Below are 16,882 nucleotides of genomic sequence, written 5' to 3'. Positions count from 1 at the left end.
GGTGTCCGGCCCCGGGAGCCCAGCTCTCACTGAGGGCCAGATGCTGGAGACGGACGGCTTGGTCCTGCACGTGGTCTTGAGCGCTCGGCGAAGCCGGTTGGGGGTGGTCGTCGAGCGCGATGGCTCCCTCACCCTGCGGGCTCCGAGCGTGTGCAGCGTGGACCGCGCCGAGGAGTTCGTGCGCGCGAGCCGGAGGTGGATCGAAGACAAGCTGCACCTGAGTGAGGCACGCCGGCAACTGCATCCCGTACGTACGCTGTATGACGGTGAGATCCACCGCTACCTGGGGCGTGAGTACCGCTTGCTTCTGGAGGAGGACCGCGGCGCGGGTGAGACCTCGGTGCGGTTGGTCGCGGGGCGGCTGCGGATGAGCCGTTCGGTGGCGGCCGACCCGGTGGGGGCGCGGAAGGCCGTCGCCGCTTGGTACGGCAGAGCGGGCGAGCGGTGGCTGCGGGGCCGGCTGCAGCCGTGGGCGGCCCGGATGGAGGTGAGGGAGCCGACTGTAGAGGTGCGGGACCTGGGGCACCGCTGGGGTTCGTATCGCGTGGGGCGTGACGGCCGGGGGACGCTGGCCCTGCACTGGGCAGTCTTCCAACTGCCGGCTTATCTCGTCGACTACGTGGTCGCCCATGAACTCGCCCACGTGCGGGTGGCGGGCCATGGGCCGGACTACTGGCGCCTGCTGGCCCGGGCGCTGCCGGAGTGCCGGGAGCTCAAGGCGGAGTTGGACGAACTCGGGCGGCGGGTGTGGATGGGGGACGTGCGGGCTGGGGGGTGACCCCGCGCCGTGGGCGCGGCGCGGGGTGGCGGGCGTCAGGCGTCGTGTTCGCGGAGGAACGCCTGCAGGCCCGCCAGGTCGTCGGTGTTGATCCAGTCCACGTTCGCGTCGAGCAGCGTGCGCCACAGGTTGTCGCGCGCCGGGCCCGGGACGTCGGGCGTGGCCCAGAAGCGGATGGTCTGGCCCTGCTGGTGGGCGGTGTAGACGATGAGGTTCAGCCAGTTGCGCTCGGCGGCCGGCATCGTGCCGTCGCCCTGCCAGGTGAAGCTGGAGTTCCAGTTTCCGCTGATGAGCGGGATGAACGACGCGGGGACACCGGTGTTGAGGTCGTCGTGGCGGCCGTCGTAGAAGGCGTAGCGCAGCTTCTCGGCCTCCATCGGGGCGCGGGCGCCGCGGTCGCCGGAGATCACGGCGGTCACCGCGCGGCGCCGGACCCGGCCGCCGGACGCGGAGCTGAAGATCGAGCCGTAGCCGCGCAGCACCTCGGACAGCGCGCGGTAGGTGGGGTCGCCGGCGGTCTTGAGGTCGATGAGCAGTTGCAGATCCAGCTTGTGGCCCTGGTAGACCCGGCCGCCGTTGGCCTTGACGCGGCTGGCCAGCGGGTCGAGGTAGAGCCGCTGGAGGGTGCGGGACGGGTCGAGCTGCGACTCGTCGTGGGCGACGAGGAGCTGGCCGTCGACCAGCCAGATGTCCGACTCGACGCTGGCGAAGCCGTGGTCGAGCGCGTCGAGCAGCGGGCGCTCGTGGAGGTAGTCGTTGTGCGCGTGCGCCCGCTTCAGCGGTGCGGGCCCGCGGCTCCGGCCGGTGGCGGCGCGGTCGGCGGCCTGGGCGGTGGCGGGGAGCCCCCCGGCGAGCGCGCCGCCGGCGACGGCGGCGGAGAGCGCGGCGACGGCGCGGCGTCTGGAGTAGGCGGACAAGGGTTCCTCCCCTGGTAGTCGTGCGGGATGCACGGAAGTATCGACGGCGCGGGGCGACTTGCACAGGGTGCCTGCGGTGAACGGGAGTTGGCGTGCGCAGGCCCGGGCGGGGGGCCCCGTACGAGCCGCGCCGGACCGGCCTCCGTCCCCTGCGCCCCGCCGCGCCTCAGCTCTCCCCGTACGCGCCCCCCGCCGGCCGCGCCCGCGCCAGGATCGCCGCCGTGTCCACCCCCGTCGGCAGCGTGCCGAACGCCAGCCCGCCACCGCCGCCGCCGTCCTCGCCGAGGCGCCCCGCGCAGAAGGCGTCCGCCACCGCGGCGTCCCCGTGCCGGTGCAGCAGCGCGCCCTGGAGCACCAGCGCCATCGACTCGACCACCCGCCGCGCCCGGTACTCCACCGCCGTCACGTCCGCCAGGTCCTTGCGCAGCCGCCCGACCGCCGCGTCGAGCCGCGCGTCGGCGCCCGCGGCGGCGTCGACCTCGGCGAAGAACGCCGCCACCGTCTCCGGCGTACGGGCCATCGCGCGCAGCGCGTCGAGCGCGGCGACGTTCCCCGAGCCCTCCCAGATCGACGGCAGCGGCGCCTCCCGGTACAGCCGCGGCATGCCGGACTCCTCGACGTACCCGTTGCCGCCCAGGCACTCCAGCGCCTCCGCGGCGTGCGCGGGACCGCGCTTGCACACCCAGTACTTGGTCACCGCGAGCCCGATCCGGCGGAACAGCGCCTCCTGTTCGTCGTCAGCTCCGTCCGCGGCGCCCGTCTCGCCGCGGTCGACGGCGCCCGCCAGCCGCATGCTCGCCACCGTCGCCGCCTCGGCCTCCACGGCGAGGTCGGCGAGCACGTTGGCCATGAGCGGCTGGTCCGCGAGGCGGGCGCCGAACGCCCGTCGGTGGCCGGCGTGGTGCAGGGCCTGGACGACGCCGAGGCGCATGCCGCCGGCGGTGGCGAGGGCGCAGTCGAGGCGCGTCATGTTGACCATCTTGATGATGGTCTTCACGCCGGCGCCCTCCTCGCCGACCAGGTGGGCGACCGCGCCCTCGTACTCGATCTCGGAGGAGGCGTTGGAGCGGTTGCCGAGCTTGTCCTTCAGGCGCATGAGGCGCAGGGCGTTGCGGGTGCCGTCGGGCAGCACGCGCGGGACGAGGAAGCAGGACAGGCCGCCGGGCGCCTGCGCGAGCGTCAGAAAGACGTCGGACATCGGGGCGGAGGTGAACCACTTGTGCCCGGTGAGCGCATAGAGCCCGTCGCCGGTCGGTACGGCGCGGGTGGTGTTGGCGCGGACGTCGGAGCCGCCCTGCTTCTCCGTCATCGACATCCCGGCGATGAGGCCGGACTTGGCGGTGGGCGGGCGCAGCCCGAAGTCGTAGTCGGCGGAGGTCAGCAGCGGCTCGTACGCGGCGGCGAGGCCGGGCGCGGTGCGCAGCGCGGGGACGGCGGCGTACGTCATGGAGACGGGGCACAGGTGGCCGGCGTCGGTCTGGCCCCAGACGAAGAGCTTGGCGGCGCGCGCGACGTGCGCGCCGGGCGTGCGCTGCCGCCAGGGCGCGGCGTGCAGCCCGTGGGCGACGGCGGTACGCATCAACTCGTGCCAGTGCGGATGGAACTCGACCTCGTCGACGCGGTGCCCGTAGCGGTCGTGGGTACGCAGCACGGGCGGCTGCTCCTCGACGCTGCGGGCCCACTCCTGCGCCTGCGCACCGCCGGCGAGCAGCCCCAGCTCGCGCACGTCGGCCTCGGCCCAGGCGGCGCCGTGGGCGCGGAGGGACTCCAGGAGGGCGGGGTAGGCGGCGACGTCGTAGGAGGTGAGGGGCGGGGGCTGGTTGGTGACCTCATGGGTCGTCGGCATGGGGGACTCCGAGGGCTCGAAGGGTGAAGGCGGCGAGGTGGGCGGGGGTTTGGGGCCCGGGGGAGTAGGGCCCGTACGGTCCGGGAGCCCCCGCACCCCCCGTACCGCCCATGGCCCCCGCGACGGCACCGGACAGCGGCCCGATCAGCGCCTCCGCACACGCCCCGACGACGCCGGCGGCCGTCAGCAGCGGGTCCTGCCGGGGGAGCCGCCCGCTGGCGGTGCCCTCGGCGACACGCGCGGCGAGCACGTCGCGGAACGCCCGCCGGAAGACGAGGCGTTCGGCCTCCACGGCGGTGTCGACGGGCTCGGCGAGCAGCGCGTACGCGAGCCGCGGACTGGCCAGCGCCCGGCGCGCGAACGTCTCCGCGCCGGCGGCGACGCCCTCGGCGGGATCGGCCGGCCCCCGGGCGGCGGCGGAGACGGCGTCGACCTCGGCGGTGACGACACTGCGGAACAGCTCGACGGCGAGCACGGACTTGCTGGGGAAGTGCCGGTAGACGCTGCCGGCGGCGATACGGGCCCGGGCGGCGACGGCGGCGACGGTGCAGCCGGCGTACCCCTCGTCGGCGAGGAGCGCGCGGGCGGCGTTGAGGAGGGCGTGCCGCCGGTCGTCCATCCGCGCCTGGACGGCGGGGGTGCGGCGGTAGGGCATGGGAAGGATTGAAGCAGCGATTCACAGGTTCAACAAGGCGGCGGGGGCGATGTCAGTGGTGGGTGCGAGACTCGCGGCATGGCAGACGAACTGCGGCTGAGAGACGTGACGGAGGAGGACCTGGAGGTCTTTCTCGCGCACGAGCACGACCCGGAGAACGTACGGCGGTCACACTTCCCGCCGCGCGAGCGGGAGCGTTTCCTGACGCACTGGCGCGAGCGGGTCCTGGCCGACCCGACGGGCCTGGTGCAGGCCGTGGAGGTCGACGGCCGGCTCGCGGGGAACGTGGTGGCGTGGTGGGACGGCGACCGCCGGTTCCTGGGCTATGTCTTCGGCCGGGAGTTCTGGGGCCGGGGGATAGGCACGCGCGCGGTGGCCCGCTTCCTGGAGCTGGAGCGCCACCGCCCGCTGCACGCGGACCCGTACGTGGGCAACGAGGGCTCGGTCCGCCTGCTCGAAAAGCTCGGCTTCCGCCGCACGGGCAGTGAGTGGAACGGCGACGACGAGCACGTGATGCTCGTCCTGGCCCAGGACAGCACCGCACCCTGACCGCCTGGGGCGTACTCGCGGATCCGTTTCCGGTGTCACCGCACCATGGAAGTACACCCGCCCCTGGCCGTCGGCCGTGTGTTGGACGAGACTCTGGCCGGTAAGGATGTCCGGTAAGGATGTCCGGTAGGGATGTCCGGCAGGGCCGTTCGGCCCATGTCGACAGCACATGGTGTTTGATCTTCTGGGGCGACGCGCAATGCCGAGGTGTTCGCGGTCAGCCATGGAACAGGCGGGAGGAGTCGGTGCGGTGATCGGGTTCATCGGCCATGCGGATCTCAACGAGTCGACGCTGCGCCTGGTGCAGTCCGAAGTGCGGCGCAAACTGCGCCGGCTGGACCCGCGCCTCGCGGTCGGCGGTCTGGCCCGCGCGGGCGCGGGACTCCCGGTGACGTTCGCCCGAGCGGTGCGCGAAGTGGGCCTGAAACTGGTGACGGTGCTCCCCGCCGCCGACAACCTCCCCCTCCCGCTGCCCCGCCGCGACGCCGTCGCCGCGGGCGAGATGGTGATGCTCGCCGACCAGGTCCGCCTGGTCGACTTCGACCCCCGCGACCGCGACGCCCGCATCACCGTCGACGAGCGCCTGATCCGCGGCTGCCGCCGGGTCCTGGCAGTCTGGGACGGCTCGGCCTCCACCCCCCGGGACGTCACCGCCCACCTGGTGGCCTACGCCCGCGGACTGGGCATCCCCGTGGACGTCATCTGGCCCCCGGGCGCGGCCCGCGCCTGAGGCCGGTCGGATCGCCTCCACCACCGGCTCCCCGAGCGCCCCCACCGTCGCCGTGATCCCGGCCACGGCCAGCAGCGCACGATGCCGCTCCTGCGGCGCGACTGTCTGCCTCGGCCTCGCCGCAGCCCGTGCTGCTGCCGACGACTCCGTCCGCCTCGCCGCACAGGACATGGTCTACAGAGCCCGGGCGAGGCCCTTCGTCAGCGCGAGCGGTGTGATTTCGAGGCGGTCGAAGCGCCAGCCGTCCTCGGTGCGGCGCGCTCCGTAGCGGTGGATCGCGGCAGCGATCGCCTCCGTCTTGTCGTCGATGACGAAGACGGCGATGTCGTGTGCCCGCACCGTGGCCGTCTCGCCGTCGACCTCGATGACGAGGTTGGACTTGTTGTGGAGGGTGCGGACGTAGGTGTCGTGGCCTGCGCGGACGAGTCCGATGAGCGCCTCGGCGCCGTGTGCCTCCCCGCGCAGTGACCTGACGACGACGTCCGGGGTGAAGAGCCGGCCGGTCTCGTCGTAGCGCCCCTCGTCGATCCACAGGCTGTGGCGGGCGACCAGGTCGGCCAGCTCTGCGCGGTCGGCGAGGTTGCGGATCAGGGCTTCGGTGCCGGTCATGACGCTCTCCTTCAAAGGGTTAGTCTTATTAACGTTCGCCTCGCGAACGAATATAGGTCGTTAGTGTCACTAACGCAAGCGGGTAGGGTGTGCGCATGGAGACCGGCGACGAGCTGCGATTCGACCGCGGCGACGAGACCCCGGAACGCCTCAAGGGCCAGTTCTCACGACTCGTGGGGATGACCGCCGCCCAGACGCGGCGCGTCGCAGGCGCCGCACTCCGGGCGGTGGGCGCCCACAAGGACCACTTCGTGGTGCTCGCCGCCCTCGCCGAGTTCGGCCCCGCGAGTCAGGCGGCTCTGTCCGGCCGCACCCGTATCTTCAAGAGCGACCTCGTCGCCGTTCTCAACGACCTCGCGGACGGCGGCTGGATCCGCCGCGCCCCCGACCCGGCCGACAGGCGCCGCAACGTCATCACCATCACCGACGACGGTGAGCGCCGCCTGGACGAACTCGGCCGCGTACTGGACGGGGTCAACGAGCGCATCATGTCCCCGCTCGACGCCGACGAGCGCACGCAGTTGTTCGCCCTGCTGGGCCGTGTCAACGCACACCTCGACGACGCGCCGGATCACTAGGCTCGGCGTCCGCCGGGCGACGGCGGTTGGCGGAGCGGCGGACGGCGGCGGGTGGCGCGGTGAACGGGCCGGGGGCTCGCGACCGGCCGGGGGCCGCCCCCGCCCGCCGTGCGAATCCTGTGGCCGCGCGCCGTGCACCACCACCCCGCCCCCGACCGCCGCCGCGGAGGAATCTGGCCGCAACTCGCGGTAACGCCCACCGATTCGACCCGAACCGCCGCCGGAAGGCCGACGTCCGCCCACGCGCTCCCCGCCCCAGACACCACCCCAGCCGCACCACTGGCCGCCGGGCGGCGGCCCGGCGAGGGGCTGGTCCGGCCGGCGAAGACCCGGCCGCGGGCGCGGCGTCGGGCGGCCCGGGACCGGGGACGTGCCCAACGTCCCTCCCGGCGGTCGAAGCCCCGCCCCCATCTCCCCTCACACCCGCCCAAGGGTATGCGGCTCCACTGACAGCGCCGGCTGACCACGGCAGCCGGGGGCGGCAGCCCGGTAGGGGGCGGGCCCGGTGGGACGTGCCGCCGGCCGTGCGGGGTGGGGTTCTCCGGTTCCGGGGGTGCGGTGTCGGGGTATGGCGGCGTCGATAACCGCGCCGATGAACGTCACCGTGACAAACTCGCCGCAATCCGCCCCAAAAAACGGGTCAAATCGCCCACTCGAGCCGACTTTCGCCTCCCGACACGCACCCAACCGTCCCGGCGGGAGCGAGCCGGCAATGTCACTGCATCGGCATACCCTTGGGCGGGTGTGCGGGGAACTTCGGGTACGCGCGGGATGTCTCGTGGGTACGGTTCTGGTGTCACCACAGAACGGGAGTCAGCATGCCCGACCATCCCGAAGAGCACATCGGCGACCGTATGCGATCTGTGCGGAAGCGCCGCGGGCTGTCGCAGAGGGAACTGGCCGCTGCCGCCGACATGTCGGTCTCCCTCATCCGCAAGATGGAACAGGGCGAGCGGCGCGACGTACGCATGGAGACGGCGCACCAGCTCGCCCGCGCGCTCGATGTCCCCACGATGCACCTGCTCGCCACTGCCCCGCCCCCGTGGCGGCCGAATGTCCCCGCCGACATCTGGCAGCCGGTCGTGACCGCCCTGGCGGCGCCCCCGCCGCAGCTCCCTGAGCCGCCCACCGCGGCCGGTGTCAGTGGCGCCCTGGCCGGAGGGCGGGCGTTGTTCGCCACGGAACGGTACGACGACCTGGGCAGAATGCTGCCCGCGCTCCTGCGGGACGTGCGTGGGTTGGAGGGCCCGCAGGCGCGCCGCCTGCTCTATCAGACGATGCAGCTCACGGTCAGTTTCCTGGGCCAGGTACGGCAGTACGAAGCGGCGGCCGACGCCGCTCAACGGACGCTTGACGCATCGACGGATGCCCTCGACGGTGCCGCCGCGGTGGTGGCTCAGTGCCAGCAGCTCCTCCGTGGCGGCCACTTGACCGAGGTGGCGGAGTTGGCGAGCCGATGGGCCGACGACGTCGAACCCCGGGTGTCCAAGGCGACGCCGCAGGAACTTGCCGTGTGGGGCGGACTGCAACTGCGGGTCGGCGCGGCTGCTGTGCGGGACAACAGGAAGCCCGAGGCCGCACACGCCCTGCGCATGGCGCGGATCGCCGCCATCGGCCTCGGCCAGGAAGTGGTCACCGCCCCCGATTACCTACGGCACTTCGGACCGGCGACGGTCACCCACCAGCGAGCAGAGCACGCCGCCATCCAACGGAACCCGCATCGTGTGCTGAAGCTCCACCACACGGTGCAGACCTGGAGACCCGCCAAGGGCGGCGGAAAGTCGGGCCGGTGCCGGCACTTGCTGGACGTCGCAGACGCCCACTTGCGTCTCCACAGCGATGAACAGTGCGTGCAGGTCCTCCAGCAGGTGTGGGAGGACGCCCCGCAGTGGATCACCGCGCAGAGGTACGCGCAGGACATCATGGGCCGCGTGATCGAAGGCCGGCGGACGCTGACACCGGAAATGCGAGAGCTGGCCGACGCCTTGGGGACCCCGATGTAGCGCTCCGTGGCACCCCCGCGCGTGGGGCGGGTCAGAGTGCCATGGTGGCCACGCTCGTGCCGGCCTTACGGTCGGTGACGACCTGATCGTGGACGACAGGCGAGCGTCATGGAACTTCCCCCCGCCCCCAGCCCCGCCACCCCCGTCCGGCCTGCTCTGGCGTTCCTCTACGACCGGCACGCCACGCTGGCGACCACCGCCCTGGACGAGCGCATAGCGCGATGCCGCCGGTACGCCGCCGAGCAGGGCTGGGCGGTCGCCGGGGAGTGGGTGGACCGCGGGGATGCCGCGCTCACGAACTGGCCGCGGCCACAGTGGGACGCGATGGCGTACGCCATGCGGCAGGCCGCCGCTCGCGCCGTGTGCCTGGTCGACTCGTGGGACCGGATCAGCCGGGACCGGGAGGCCAGCGCCGTCCTGCGGTTGGCCGTCCACCAGGCCGGCGGGTACTGCATGACCACCGGCGGCGAGAACGACCTCGAACTCGGCCACGGGCGGATCACCGTGACCGCGCCGCTGCCGCGAAGGGCGCGGCCGTGAGCGACGGTCCGTGGACGCGGATGGCGGATCCGGTGCAACTGCCCGACGCCTGGCCGCTCGTGGAGCCCGAGCCGGTCGCCGGATGCGGACGGTGTGCCGAGTTGGCCGCGGGCAGGACCGCGGCCCGTGCCTCGGGGGACCTGTCCGCCGTCAGAAGGTGTTTGGGAACCATCAGTAGGCGCCGCGACTGGTGAAAGCGTTCTGATGCTGCCCGTCTCTCGGCAACCGATGGTGATCGAGTATCCCTCCGCCTCGTAGCGCGGGGTCATGTGTCGTCTTGCGACCCCGGCGCGGACGTTCATGCGCCGGATGACCCGGGGGATGTCGGAGTCGGGCATGGCGTCGGTCAAGGCCCGCACCTTGGCAGTGGACCCCGGCCGTAAGCCCATCGTGCGGGGACGGCCGGGGCCTGGCGAGCCGGGACTAGAAGAGGAGGCCGAGTCCGTCAAAGGAGAGGAGTATAAGCAGCCACAGGAGCCAGAGTTCAATTACGAAGGCAAGCGCGTACATCGGCAGGCGTATCACGAAGTACAGGACCAGGAAGGGGTACCTTCGCAGTGGCGGGCGGCTTCGGCTGCGCTGCACGAAGGCGCGTTCCCTGGCGAAGTTGCACTTACACAGCCGAACTGGTGACAGGAGCCGACCAGGTCCAGGTACTCCATGGTGTGCTCGACCTGGCGGACGGCGGGAGTGCGTTCGCGGATCTGCTCGCGGGTACGGGCTGAGTTGTCGAACTGCGCCCGGTTCACCCGCAGCCGAGCGCCGTCGTCGCGCATGGTCTGCTCGGCGACCTGCGGTCGGCGCAGCAAGTTCGTGGCCGCCTGGGTCGCGACCTCCGGGTCCCGGGTCAGGTCCTCGACCACCCGCAGCCGCTCGGGCGCCGGCAGCCGCTCGACCGTCTCGGGCCGGCGCAGCAGATCACCGGCCACCTGCCCGCCGGCAGCGCCGCTCTGTCCGCCACCGCCGCCTCCCTCGCCCTGTCCGCGCACTACCTCGACCCCGCCGTCCCGGTCCTCTGGGGTCTCGGCCTCGCCGGCACCTGGACTCTCGCCGCCCTCGCCGCGTCAGCCGACCTCGCCGTCCGCCGCCCCAGCGACCTCGCCAAGGACCGCTGACCGCCGGCTGACCGTCCGCCGCGCTACGCCGCGCCCTTGGTTCCGCCCCGGACGACCAGCGAGTCCAGCAGCTCCTGCGTCGCCGCGGCTATCTCCTCGACCGCCTTGTCGAACGCCTCGGCGTTGTGCGGCGCCGGGTGGCGGAAGCCGGAGATTTTCCGTACGTACTGCAGAGCCGCCGCCCGCATGTCGTCCTCGGTGACCGTGTCGGCGAACGGGGGGCGCAGGGTCTTGATGCTTCGGCACATATGTACGACGGTACGCCGCGCCACTGACATCAGGAGGTGAGCGGGCGGGCTACCAGCTCGTGACCAGGAGATGGTTCACCGCCAGCGCCACCGCGGCCTGCGCCGTCAGCCACGTGCGGTGGTCCCGGGCCGGGAGCAGAGCCGCGGCCGGCAGCAGCCAGAGCGTGAACGGCAGCCAGATCCGCTCCGTCTCCGCCTTGCTGAGCCCCGAGAGCGTCGCCGCCACCAGGCACGCGAGCCCGGCGACCGCCATGGCCGCGACGGCGTACGTGCCTGGGTCGCGGTACGTGCCTGGGTCGCGGTACGCGCCGGGGTCGCGGTACGTGCCGGGGGCGCGGTGGCGCCGTGGCCAGGCGGTGCCGACCGCGCGCCGGGTGCCCGCCACCGCCGCCAGGCCCACGCTGAGCGCCGCGACCGCGAGGTTCGCCCACACCCAGTAGCCGTACGGGCGCTCTCCGCCCCAGCCCTGGTAGTAGCGCTCGTGCAGCAGCTCGTACCCCTCCCACCACCAGAAGCCCGCTGCCGTGAAGGCCACCGCGACCGCCAGCGCACCCAGCACCACCCACGGCACCGTCCGCAGCACCCCCCACCCGCGCCCGCTCCCGCGCCCGCCGCGCCCCCCGCGCGCGGCGCACCACAGCACCGCCGCCATCGGCAGCACCAGCAGCGTCAGCCCGTACGAGAGGTACACCGCCCACCCCAGCAGCACCCCCGCGCCCGCCGCCACCGCCGGGCGCCGGGCCGTCCGCGTCGCCGCCAGCGCCAGCAGCGCCAGGCCCCACGCCGCCACCGCCGCGAAGTAGCCGTCCGCCGACACCCCCGCCCAGACCGCCCACGGCCCCAGGACCAGGAACGGCGCCGCGCGCCGCGTGCGCTCCTCGCCGCCCAGCGCGCGCAGCGCCACCAGCACCGCGACCGCCGCAGAGCCGCCGACCGTGACGCAGAAGGCCGCCGCCCACGCCCCGCCGCCCAGCCCCGCCCGGTCGAGGCCCACGAAGGTGAGGATCGCGGCGGGCGGGTGCCCGGCGATGTGCGCGGGCCAGTTGTCCGGGGTCTGGATGAGGATGTGGTCGGTGAAGGTGCGTACGGCGTGCCCCAGGTCGGCGAAGCGGGCGACGGTCTCCGGCTTGGCGTACTCGTTCCGCTGCGTCAGTTGCTCCGCGACCCCGTCCCGCCAGCCGTCGATCAGCGCCAGGGACCAGATCCACGCCATGGACGCCCCCCACGTGGCCAGGAGCAGCCGCCGCCACGGCAGCCGGCCGGCGAGCGCCGGGCCGTACGCGACGACGGCGGCGGCCACGGCGAGGGCCGCGGGGGTGCCGGGTCCGTAGTGCGGCTCCCAGGTGGCGGACAGCGGCGGGAAGCGTACGTGCAGGATGTCGTCGCCGTTGACGGCCCGGCCGATGACTGCGGCCACCGCGATGAGCAGGGCGGCGAGGCCGGCGGCCACGAGGTCCCGGCGGCGGCCGGCGGCGGGGGCGGTGTGCGGAGACGGAGCCGGAGACGGAGCCGGGGAGGCGGTGGGCACGGCCGGGGGTTCGGTGCCGGTTCCAGTTCCGGTCACGCTTCCGGGTGCTGTCTCCGTACCGGCGTCTGGCGGCCGGGCGGGTGAGGAGGTCACGCCGCCACGCTAGGCACTCGGGGCCCGCTCGCGGCCGGAGCACGCGGCGACGTCATGCTTTCGTCAGGAGTCGGTGCGGTGATACGGGCGTATCCGCGGCCTACGGTCAGTCCATGTCCGCCGTACGCCCGCCAGCCCCCCACCAGGACCCCGGCCCAGGCCCCCGCCCCGACCCAAGCCCCGGCACCGCCGCCGGCCCCGGGTCCGGCCTCCTCCCTCCGCCCGGCCCGTTCCGCCCCGCCTTCTGGCGCAGCCCGCTGCGCGGCCCGTGGTTCACCGCGCTCCTCGGCACGGTCCTCCTCGTCGGCCTCCCGGTGCTGCTGCTCACCGGCCTCCTGTCGTACGCCGCCTACAACCCCGGCCTCCCCGGCAACGACCGCACCCCCGGCAAGGGCCTCCTCGGCTTCTACCTGTTCGCCTGGCCCACAGAGCCGCACTGGCTCTACCGCCTCAACCAGGGCGTCCACGTCACCCTCGGCATCGCCCTCGTCCCCGTCCTGCTCGCCAAGCTCTGGTCCGTCCTGCCCCGCCTCTTCGCCTGGCCGGCGCTGCACGACGCCCGGCACGCGCTGGAGCGCGGCTCGACGCTGCTCCTCGTGGGCAGCGGGCTCTTCGAGTTCGCGACCGGCATCCTCAACATGCAGCTCTTCTACGTCTTCCCCGGCTCCTTCTACACCCTCCACTTCTACGGCGCGTGGGTGTTCCTCGCCGCCCTCGCCGTTCACCTCGCCACCCGCGTCGGCAAGCTGCGCCGCGGGCTGCGCGACCAGGGCATGGACGACCTGCGCGCCCCCGACCCCGCGCCGCCGACGATCTCCCGGCGCGGCGCCGCGGCGCTGGTGGGCGCCGGATCGCTGGGGCTGGTCGCGGTCACCGCGGGGCAGAGCATCGGCGGTCCGCTGCGCCGCACCGCGCTCCTCGCCCCGCACGGCGGCGGCGACCCGGGCGAAGGGCCGAACGGCTTCCAGATCAACAAGACCGCCGCGGCCCTCGGTGTCGCGCCGGCCGACATCGGCGAGCGCTGGCGCCTGGTCGTACGCGCCGGAAACGGCCGCCGCGCGGTGCTCACCAGGGCGGAGCTGCTGGCGCTGCCGCAGCACACGGCGGCGCTGCCGATCGCGTGTGTGGAGGGGTGGTCGACGGACGACCAGTTGTGGCGCGGGGTCCGGCTCGCGGACCTGGCGGCGTTGGTGGGGGCGGTGGAAGGAGACGGAGTGTTCGCGGAGTCGGCGCAGCCGCGGGGGGCGTTCCGGGCGGCGTCGCTGCGGGCCAACCAGGTACGCGATCCACGGTCGTTGCTGGCGCTCCACGTCAACGGGGCTGCGCTGTCCCGGGATCACGGGTATCCGGCGCGGATCATCGTCCCGGCGAACCCGGGGGTGCACAACACGAAGTGGGTCACCGGGCTGACGTTCGGGGAACTGCCGTGAGCGCGGAGGGCGCGCCAGGCGGCGCGCGGGACCGGGAGGGCGGGCGAGGGCCGGGCGGTGCGCAGGAGTCGGACGGTGTGCAGGAGTCGGACGGTGCACGGGAGTCGGGCAGTGCGCAAGAGCTGGGCAGTGTGCAAGAGCCGGGTGGTGCACGGGAGTCGGGCAGTGCGCAAGAGGTGGACGGTGTGCAAGAGCCGGGTGGTGCGGAGTTGGACGGTGCATGGGAGTCGGACGGCGGACCGGAGTCGGACGGTGCGCGGGAGTCGGACGGTGCGCGGGAGTCGGACGGTGCGCGGGAGTCGGGCGGTGCGCGGGAGTCGGGCGGTGGACCGGAGTCAGGCGGTGCGCGGGAGTCGGACGGCGGACCGGAGTTGAGCGGTGCGCGGGAGCCGGATGGTGTGCGGGAGTCGGACGGCGGACCGGAGTCGGGCGACGGACCGGAACCTGACGGTGCGCGGCGGCCCGACGGCGACGGTGAGCCCGGTGACCGCCGGGGCTCCGGCCCGCCGGGGACGGCCGCCCCGGCCGGGCGGCGCGGCGGCGGAGCCGGGGCAGCGGGCGAGGGCCGTACGGGACCCACCGCCCGGTCCGCCCGGCACCTCTTCACCTTCGCCCGCGGTGCCCGCCCCTCCGCGGCGGTACGCCGCCTGCTCGCGCCCGGTCCGCTCCCCACCCTCGTCCTCCTCCTCGCCTCCTTCGCGCTCACCGGCTACGCCGGTGTCCGCCTCTTCGACAAGGACCCCCTCGGCGTCGCGCTGTGGCTGGCCGGTGCCGCGGTGCTGCACGACCTCGCGCTGGTGCCCCTGTACACGCTCGCCGACCGGGGCGCACAGCGCGTACTGGGGCCGCGGCTGGTGAACTACGTCCGCTTCCCCGCCGTCGTCTCCGGGCTGCTGCTGCTCGTCTACTTCCCGCTCATCACCCGCCAGGTGGGGCAATACGAGCGCGTCACCGCGCTGCCCGCCGACGCCTACCTCCACCGCTGGCTGCTGCTCACCGCCGCGCTGTTCGCGGCGTCCGCTCTGGTGCTCGCAGCGCGGCGAACCGCCGCCCGCCGGCGCTCCAGCGGTCCTCCTCCCGCCAGCGGCCCGCCGCCGCGTACCTGAGCAGGGCGGGCAGCCCGACCCTGGCCCAGGGGAAGGCGTGGCGGGCGCGGTCGGGGCGGGGGGCCGCGGGGTGGCCGCGGGCCTCGTCCGCTACGTGGACGTGCACGCGGTCCGTGACGTGTACGTGTACACGCTCGTCCACGTCGTCGTCCGCGGCGGCCTCCACGACCAGCCGCCCCCCGGGGCGCAGCAGCGCGGCGGCGCGGGCGAGGAGGGCGGCGGGGTCGCCGCCGATGCCGATGTTGCCGTCGATGAGCAGCGCGGTACCCCAGCGGCCCTCGCCGGGCAGCGGCTCGAACACCGACCGGCGCAGCGCCGCGGCGCCCCGCGACCGGGCGTGCGCGACGGCCTCGGAGCTGACGTCGACCCCGAGCGCGGGACGCCCCAGCGCGGCGAGCGCGGCCACGAGCCGCCCGGGGCCGCAGCCGATGTCCAGCACGGGCCCGGTACACCGCCGCAGCACGGTCACGTCGGCGCCGTCCGGCACCCCGCACCACCGCTCCACTTCGAGCGGGAGCAGCCAGCCGTCGTGCCGGCGCAGGAAGAGCGGGCCGCCGCCGCTGCGCAGGGCGTGCGCGTAGGGGTCGGCGCCGTCCCAGGCGTCGTCGGGGCCGGGTGCGGGGCCGGGTGCGGTGCCGGTTGCGGTGCCGGGTGCGGGGCCGCCTGCGGGGTCGGCTGCCGCCGGAGGCTGGCGGAGGTACGGCCCGATCGCCTCGGCGCGGGGTGCGCTGTGCGCGGCGGCGGGGCGGGGGGCCGGGAGGCCCGTCGCCGGGCCGGCGGGGCGCGCGGCGGCACTGGTCGGCCCCGGCCGGACGCCTGTGCCGGACCCGGGCGGCGCGGTGGGGGCCGGGTCGGTGGTGAGCCGGATGCCGGATGCCGGTGCGGGGGCAGAGGGGTGGGGTGGGGCAGCGTGCGCCGGTATGTCCGGGGGGCTTTGCCCGGTGGGTGGTCCGGGCCGGGTGGCGGTGCCGTCCGGCGCGGTGCCGTTCCGCGGAGTGCCGTCCGGCGCGGTGCCGGGACGCGGCCGGGGCATGCCGCCGTGGACCTCGGCGTCCGCCCCGCGGTCCGGCGGGGTACGGCGCGCGAGCGGGGCCGGGGCGGCGCCGGTCTCGGCGTCATCTGCGGCGTCGGCGGCGTCGGCGGTGTGGACGGCGGCGGGCGCGGGGCGGGCGGAAGGGCCGGGTGGGCGGCCGGGTGGGGGCGGGGCCATCATCCGGCGGCTCGGGGGAGTGCCGGGGACTCGGGGACCACGGTGTCCGGTGGCGGGTTGTACGGTGCCGGGCTGTGCCCGGCTGCGGTGTCGGGTGCTGCGTGGGCTTGCGCTGCGGTGTCCGGTGCCGTGTCGGCTTGCGCTGCGGTGTCCGGTGCCGCGTCGGCTCGCGCCGCGCCGCCCGGTGCCGTCGGCGCGACTGCCGCGCTGCCAGGTGCCGGGCTGCCGGGTGCCGCGCTGCCGGATGCCGGGGTGCCGACCGCCGGGCTGCCGACCACCGTGTCGGCCAGGGCCGCCCGGTTCCGGGCGGCCAGGCGGTGTGCCGTGGCCGCGAAGCGGCTGCCCGGGGCGGCGGCTTCGGCGACCAGCGGGACGTCCGCCGGGGTGTCCACGTCGCGGAGCGGCGGCAACTCCCGTACGCGCAGGCCCGCCTGGCGCAGCCGGCGGTGCTGCGCCGCGCCGGTGTACGGCGTCGACATCGGTACGCCGCGCAGCAGTTCCGGGTCCGGCCGCGCCAGGCCCAGCGCCCAGAAGCCACCGTCCAGCGCCGGGCCCAGGCAGGCGTCGCACGCCGACCAGGCGTCGTCGGCCAGGGCGGGTGCCAGCAGGCCGGCGGTGAGTTGCGGGGTGTCCATGCCGACGAGCAGCGCCGGCCCCGTACAGCCGCCGAACGCGGCGGCCAGCCGCTCGTCGAGCCCGCCTGCCACCTGCGGTACGACGGTGAAGCCGGGCGGCAGCCAGTCGCCGGGGGCGCCGTCCAGCACGAGCACGCGGCGCCGGGCGGGCAGGTCCCGTACGACGGCGAGGGTGTCGGCCAGCGCGGCCCGTGCGAGCTGCGCCGCTTCCGCGGGGGTGTACGCGGGCGTGAGCCGGGTCTTGACCCGGCCGGGCCGGGGCTCCTTGGCGATGACCAGCACGGTGACGCCCCCGCTCACCGCTCCACCCCC

The 16,882-nt window shown here is 74.7% G+C and carries 16 protein-coding genes and 1 pseudogene; 8 read left to right on the top strand and 9 right to left on the bottom strand.

Annotated elements, in window-relative coordinates; translation table 11 throughout:
- Window positions 1-40: 40 nt before the first annotated feature.
- Window positions 41-778: a M48 family metallopeptidase gene (locus B124_RS22370; RefSeq protein WP_496504698.1), complete on the top strand. Its 738-nt coding sequence runs from the start codon at window positions 41-43 to the stop codon at window positions 776-778.
- A gap of 35 nt (window positions 779-813) precedes the next feature.
- On the opposite strand, the gene B124_RS22365 is transcribed toward B124_RS22370, so the two are convergent.
- From B124_RS22365 to B124_RS22355, 3 genes are all read right to left on the bottom strand, one after another.
- Window positions 814-1,695 carry a phosphatidylinositol-specific phospholipase C/glycerophosphodiester phosphodiesterase family protein gene (locus B124_RS22365; RefSeq protein ID WP_496504697.1) on the bottom strand — a complete coding sequence of 294 codons (882 nt, stop codon included), beginning with the start codon at window positions 1,693-1,695 and terminating at the stop codon, window positions 814-816.
- A 166-nt stretch (window positions 1,696-1,861) separates the two neighbouring features.
- Complete coding sequence (locus B124_RS22360) at window positions 1,862-3,541, bottom strand: acyl-CoA dehydrogenase family protein (protein ID WP_496504696.1); 1,680 nt, start codon at window positions 3,539-3,541, stop codon at window positions 1,862-1,864.
- The gene (locus B124_RS22355; RefSeq protein WP_496504695.1) at window positions 3,525-4,196 is read right to left on the bottom strand and encodes a TetR/AcrR family transcriptional regulator; all 672 of its coding nucleotides are present in this window, start codon (window positions 4,194-4,196) and stop codon (window positions 3,525-3,527) included. Before B124_RS22355 ends, B124_RS22360 begins: the two co-directional genes overlap by 17 nt.
- A 78-nt stretch (window positions 4,197-4,274) precedes the next feature.
- On the opposite strand from B124_RS22355, the gene B124_RS22350 reads away from it, so the two are divergent.
- Together B124_RS22350 and B124_RS22345 are read left to right on the top strand one after the other, a co-directional pair.
- The gene (locus B124_RS22350; protein ID WP_496504694.1) at window positions 4,275-4,745 is read left to right on the top strand and encodes a GNAT family N-acetyltransferase; all 471 of its coding nucleotides are present in this window, start codon (window positions 4,275-4,277) and stop codon (window positions 4,743-4,745) included.
- A 250-nt stretch (window positions 4,746-4,995) separates the two neighbouring features.
- A complete protein-coding gene (locus tag B124_RS22345; protein WP_496504693.1) occupies window positions 4,996-5,475 on the top strand; it encodes a hypothetical protein in 480 nt (159 codons plus the stop codon).
- Between the two features lie 174 nt (window positions 5,476-5,649).
- Here the strand turns inward: B124_RS22345 and B124_RS22340 are convergent, their stop codons facing one another.
- On the bottom strand, window positions 5,650-6,084 hold the full coding sequence (locus B124_RS22340) for a nuclear transport factor 2 family protein (protein WP_496504692.1): 435 nt from the start codon (window positions 6,082-6,084) through the stop codon (window positions 5,650-5,652).
- Window positions 6,085-6,179: 95 nt separating this feature from the next.
- Here B124_RS22340 and B124_RS22335 point away from each other — a divergent pair, with 95 nt between their 5' ends.
- The 3 genes from B124_RS22335 to B124_RS22325 all read left to right on the top strand — a co-directional run bounded on the left by B124_RS22335 (window position 6,180) and on the right by B124_RS22325 (window position 9,205).
- Complete coding sequence (locus B124_RS22335) at window positions 6,180-6,662, top strand: MarR family winged helix-turn-helix transcriptional regulator (protein ID WP_496504691.1); 483 nt, start codon at window positions 6,180-6,182, stop codon at window positions 6,660-6,662.
- 818 nt (window positions 6,663-7,480) lie between these two features.
- On the top strand, window positions 7,481-8,665 hold the full coding sequence (locus B124_RS22330) for a helix-turn-helix domain-containing protein (protein ID WP_496504690.1): 1,185 nt from the start codon (window positions 7,481-7,483) through the stop codon (window positions 8,663-8,665).
- A 108-nt stretch (window positions 8,666-8,773) separates the two neighbouring features.
- Window positions 8,774-9,205: a recombinase family protein gene (locus tag B124_RS22325; protein WP_496504689.1), complete on the top strand. Its 432-nt coding sequence runs from the start codon at window positions 8,774-8,776 to the stop codon at window positions 9,203-9,205.
- Between the two features lie 521 nt (window positions 9,206-9,726).
- Here the strand turns inward: B124_RS22325 and B124_RS22320 are convergent.
- The 3 genes from B124_RS22320 to B124_RS22310 all read right to left on the bottom strand — a co-directional run bounded on the left by B124_RS22320 (window position 9,727) and on the right by B124_RS22310 (window position 12,189).
- Window positions 9,727-10,134, bottom strand: coding sequence for a DUF6192 family protein (locus B124_RS22320; RefSeq protein ID WP_496504688.1), 408 nt, complete (start codon window positions 10,132-10,134; stop codon window positions 9,727-9,729).
- Between the two features lie 209 nt (window positions 10,135-10,343).
- Window positions 10,344-10,568, bottom strand: a complete 225-nt coding sequence (locus B124_RS22315) for a DUF2277 domain-containing protein (RefSeq protein ID WP_496504687.1) — start codon at window positions 10,566-10,568, stop codon at window positions 10,344-10,346.
- Between the two features lie 49 nt (window positions 10,569-10,617).
- Window positions 10,618-12,189 (bottom strand): hypothetical protein, encoded by a 1,572-nt coding sequence (locus B124_RS22310; protein ID WP_496504686.1) that lies wholly within the window; start codon window positions 12,187-12,189, stop codon window positions 10,618-10,620.
- Between the two features lie 113 nt (window positions 12,190-12,302).
- On the opposite strand from B124_RS22310, the gene B124_RS22305 reads away from it, so the two are divergent.
- Together B124_RS22305 and B124_RS22300 are read left to right on the top strand one after the other, a co-directional pair.
- On the top strand, window positions 12,303-13,619 hold the full coding sequence (locus B124_RS22305) for a molybdopterin-dependent oxidoreductase (protein ID WP_496504685.1): 1,317 nt from the start codon (window positions 12,303-12,305) through the stop codon (window positions 13,617-13,619).
- Between the two features lie 185 nt (window positions 13,620-13,804).
- Window positions 13,805-14,725, top strand: a complete 921-nt coding sequence (locus tag B124_RS22300) for a hypothetical protein (protein ID WP_496504684.1) — start codon at window positions 13,805-13,807, stop codon at window positions 14,723-14,725.
- Here B124_RS22300 and B124_RS22295 read toward each other — a convergent pair.
- Window positions 14,613-15,935, bottom strand: coding sequence for a class I SAM-dependent methyltransferase (locus B124_RS22295; RefSeq protein ID WP_496504683.1), 1,323 nt, complete (start codon window positions 15,933-15,935; stop codon window positions 14,613-14,615). The two genes, B124_RS22300 and B124_RS22295, sit on opposite strands and share 113 nt — an antisense overlap.
- A 308-nt stretch (window positions 15,936-16,243) precedes the next feature.
- Window positions 16,244-16,870 (bottom strand): annotated as a pseudogene (locus B124_RS22290) (TIGR04282 family arsenosugar biosynthesis glycosyltransferase); the annotation flags it as partial.
- Window positions 16,871-16,882 lie beyond the last annotated feature (12 nt).

It is taken from the genome of Streptomyces sp. CNP082, assembly GCF_059570535.1.
This window is presented reverse-complemented; position numbering and strand designations above follow the sequence as displayed.

Bases quoted from the DNA above. Each gene is read 5' to 3' on its own strand.
- B124_RS22370 (WP_496504698.1), top strand. From the start codon at position 41: ATGCTGGAGACGGACGGCTTGGTCCTGCACGTGGTCTTGAGCGCTCGG.
- B124_RS22360 (WP_496504696.1), bottom strand. From the start codon at position 3,541: ATGCCGACGACCCATGAGGTCACCAACCAGCCCCCGCCCCTCACCTCC.
- B124_RS22355 (WP_496504695.1), bottom strand. From the start codon at position 4,196: ATGCCCTACCGCCGCACCCCCGCCGTCCAGGCGCGGATGGACGACCGG.
- B124_RS22350 (WP_496504694.1), top strand. From the start codon at position 4,275: ATGGCAGACGAACTGCGGCTGAGAGACGTGACGGAGGAGGACCTGGAG.
- B124_RS22340 (WP_496504692.1), bottom strand. From the start codon at position 6,084: ATGACCGGCACCGAAGCCCTGATCCGCAACCTCGCCGACCGCGCAGAG.
- B124_RS22335 (WP_496504691.1), top strand. From the start codon at position 6,180: ATGGAGACCGGCGACGAGCTGCGATTCGACCGCGGCGACGAGACCCCG.
- B124_RS22330 (WP_496504690.1), top strand. From the start codon at position 7,481: ATGCCCGACCATCCCGAAGAGCACATCGGCGACCGTATGCGATCTGTG.
- B124_RS22325 (WP_496504689.1), top strand. From the start codon at position 8,774: ATGGAACTTCCCCCCGCCCCCAGCCCCGCCACCCCCGTCCGGCCTGCT.
- B124_RS22315 (WP_496504687.1), bottom strand. From the start codon at position 10,568: ATGTGCCGAAGCATCAAGACCCTGCGCCCCCCGTTCGCCGACACGGTC.
- B124_RS22305 (WP_496504685.1), top strand. From the start codon at position 12,303: ATGTCCGCCGTACGCCCGCCAGCCCCCCACCAGGACCCCGGCCCAGGC.
- B124_RS22295 (WP_496504683.1), bottom strand. From the start codon at position 15,935: ATGGCCCCGCCCCCACCCGGCCGCCCACCCGGCCCTTCCGCCCGCCCC.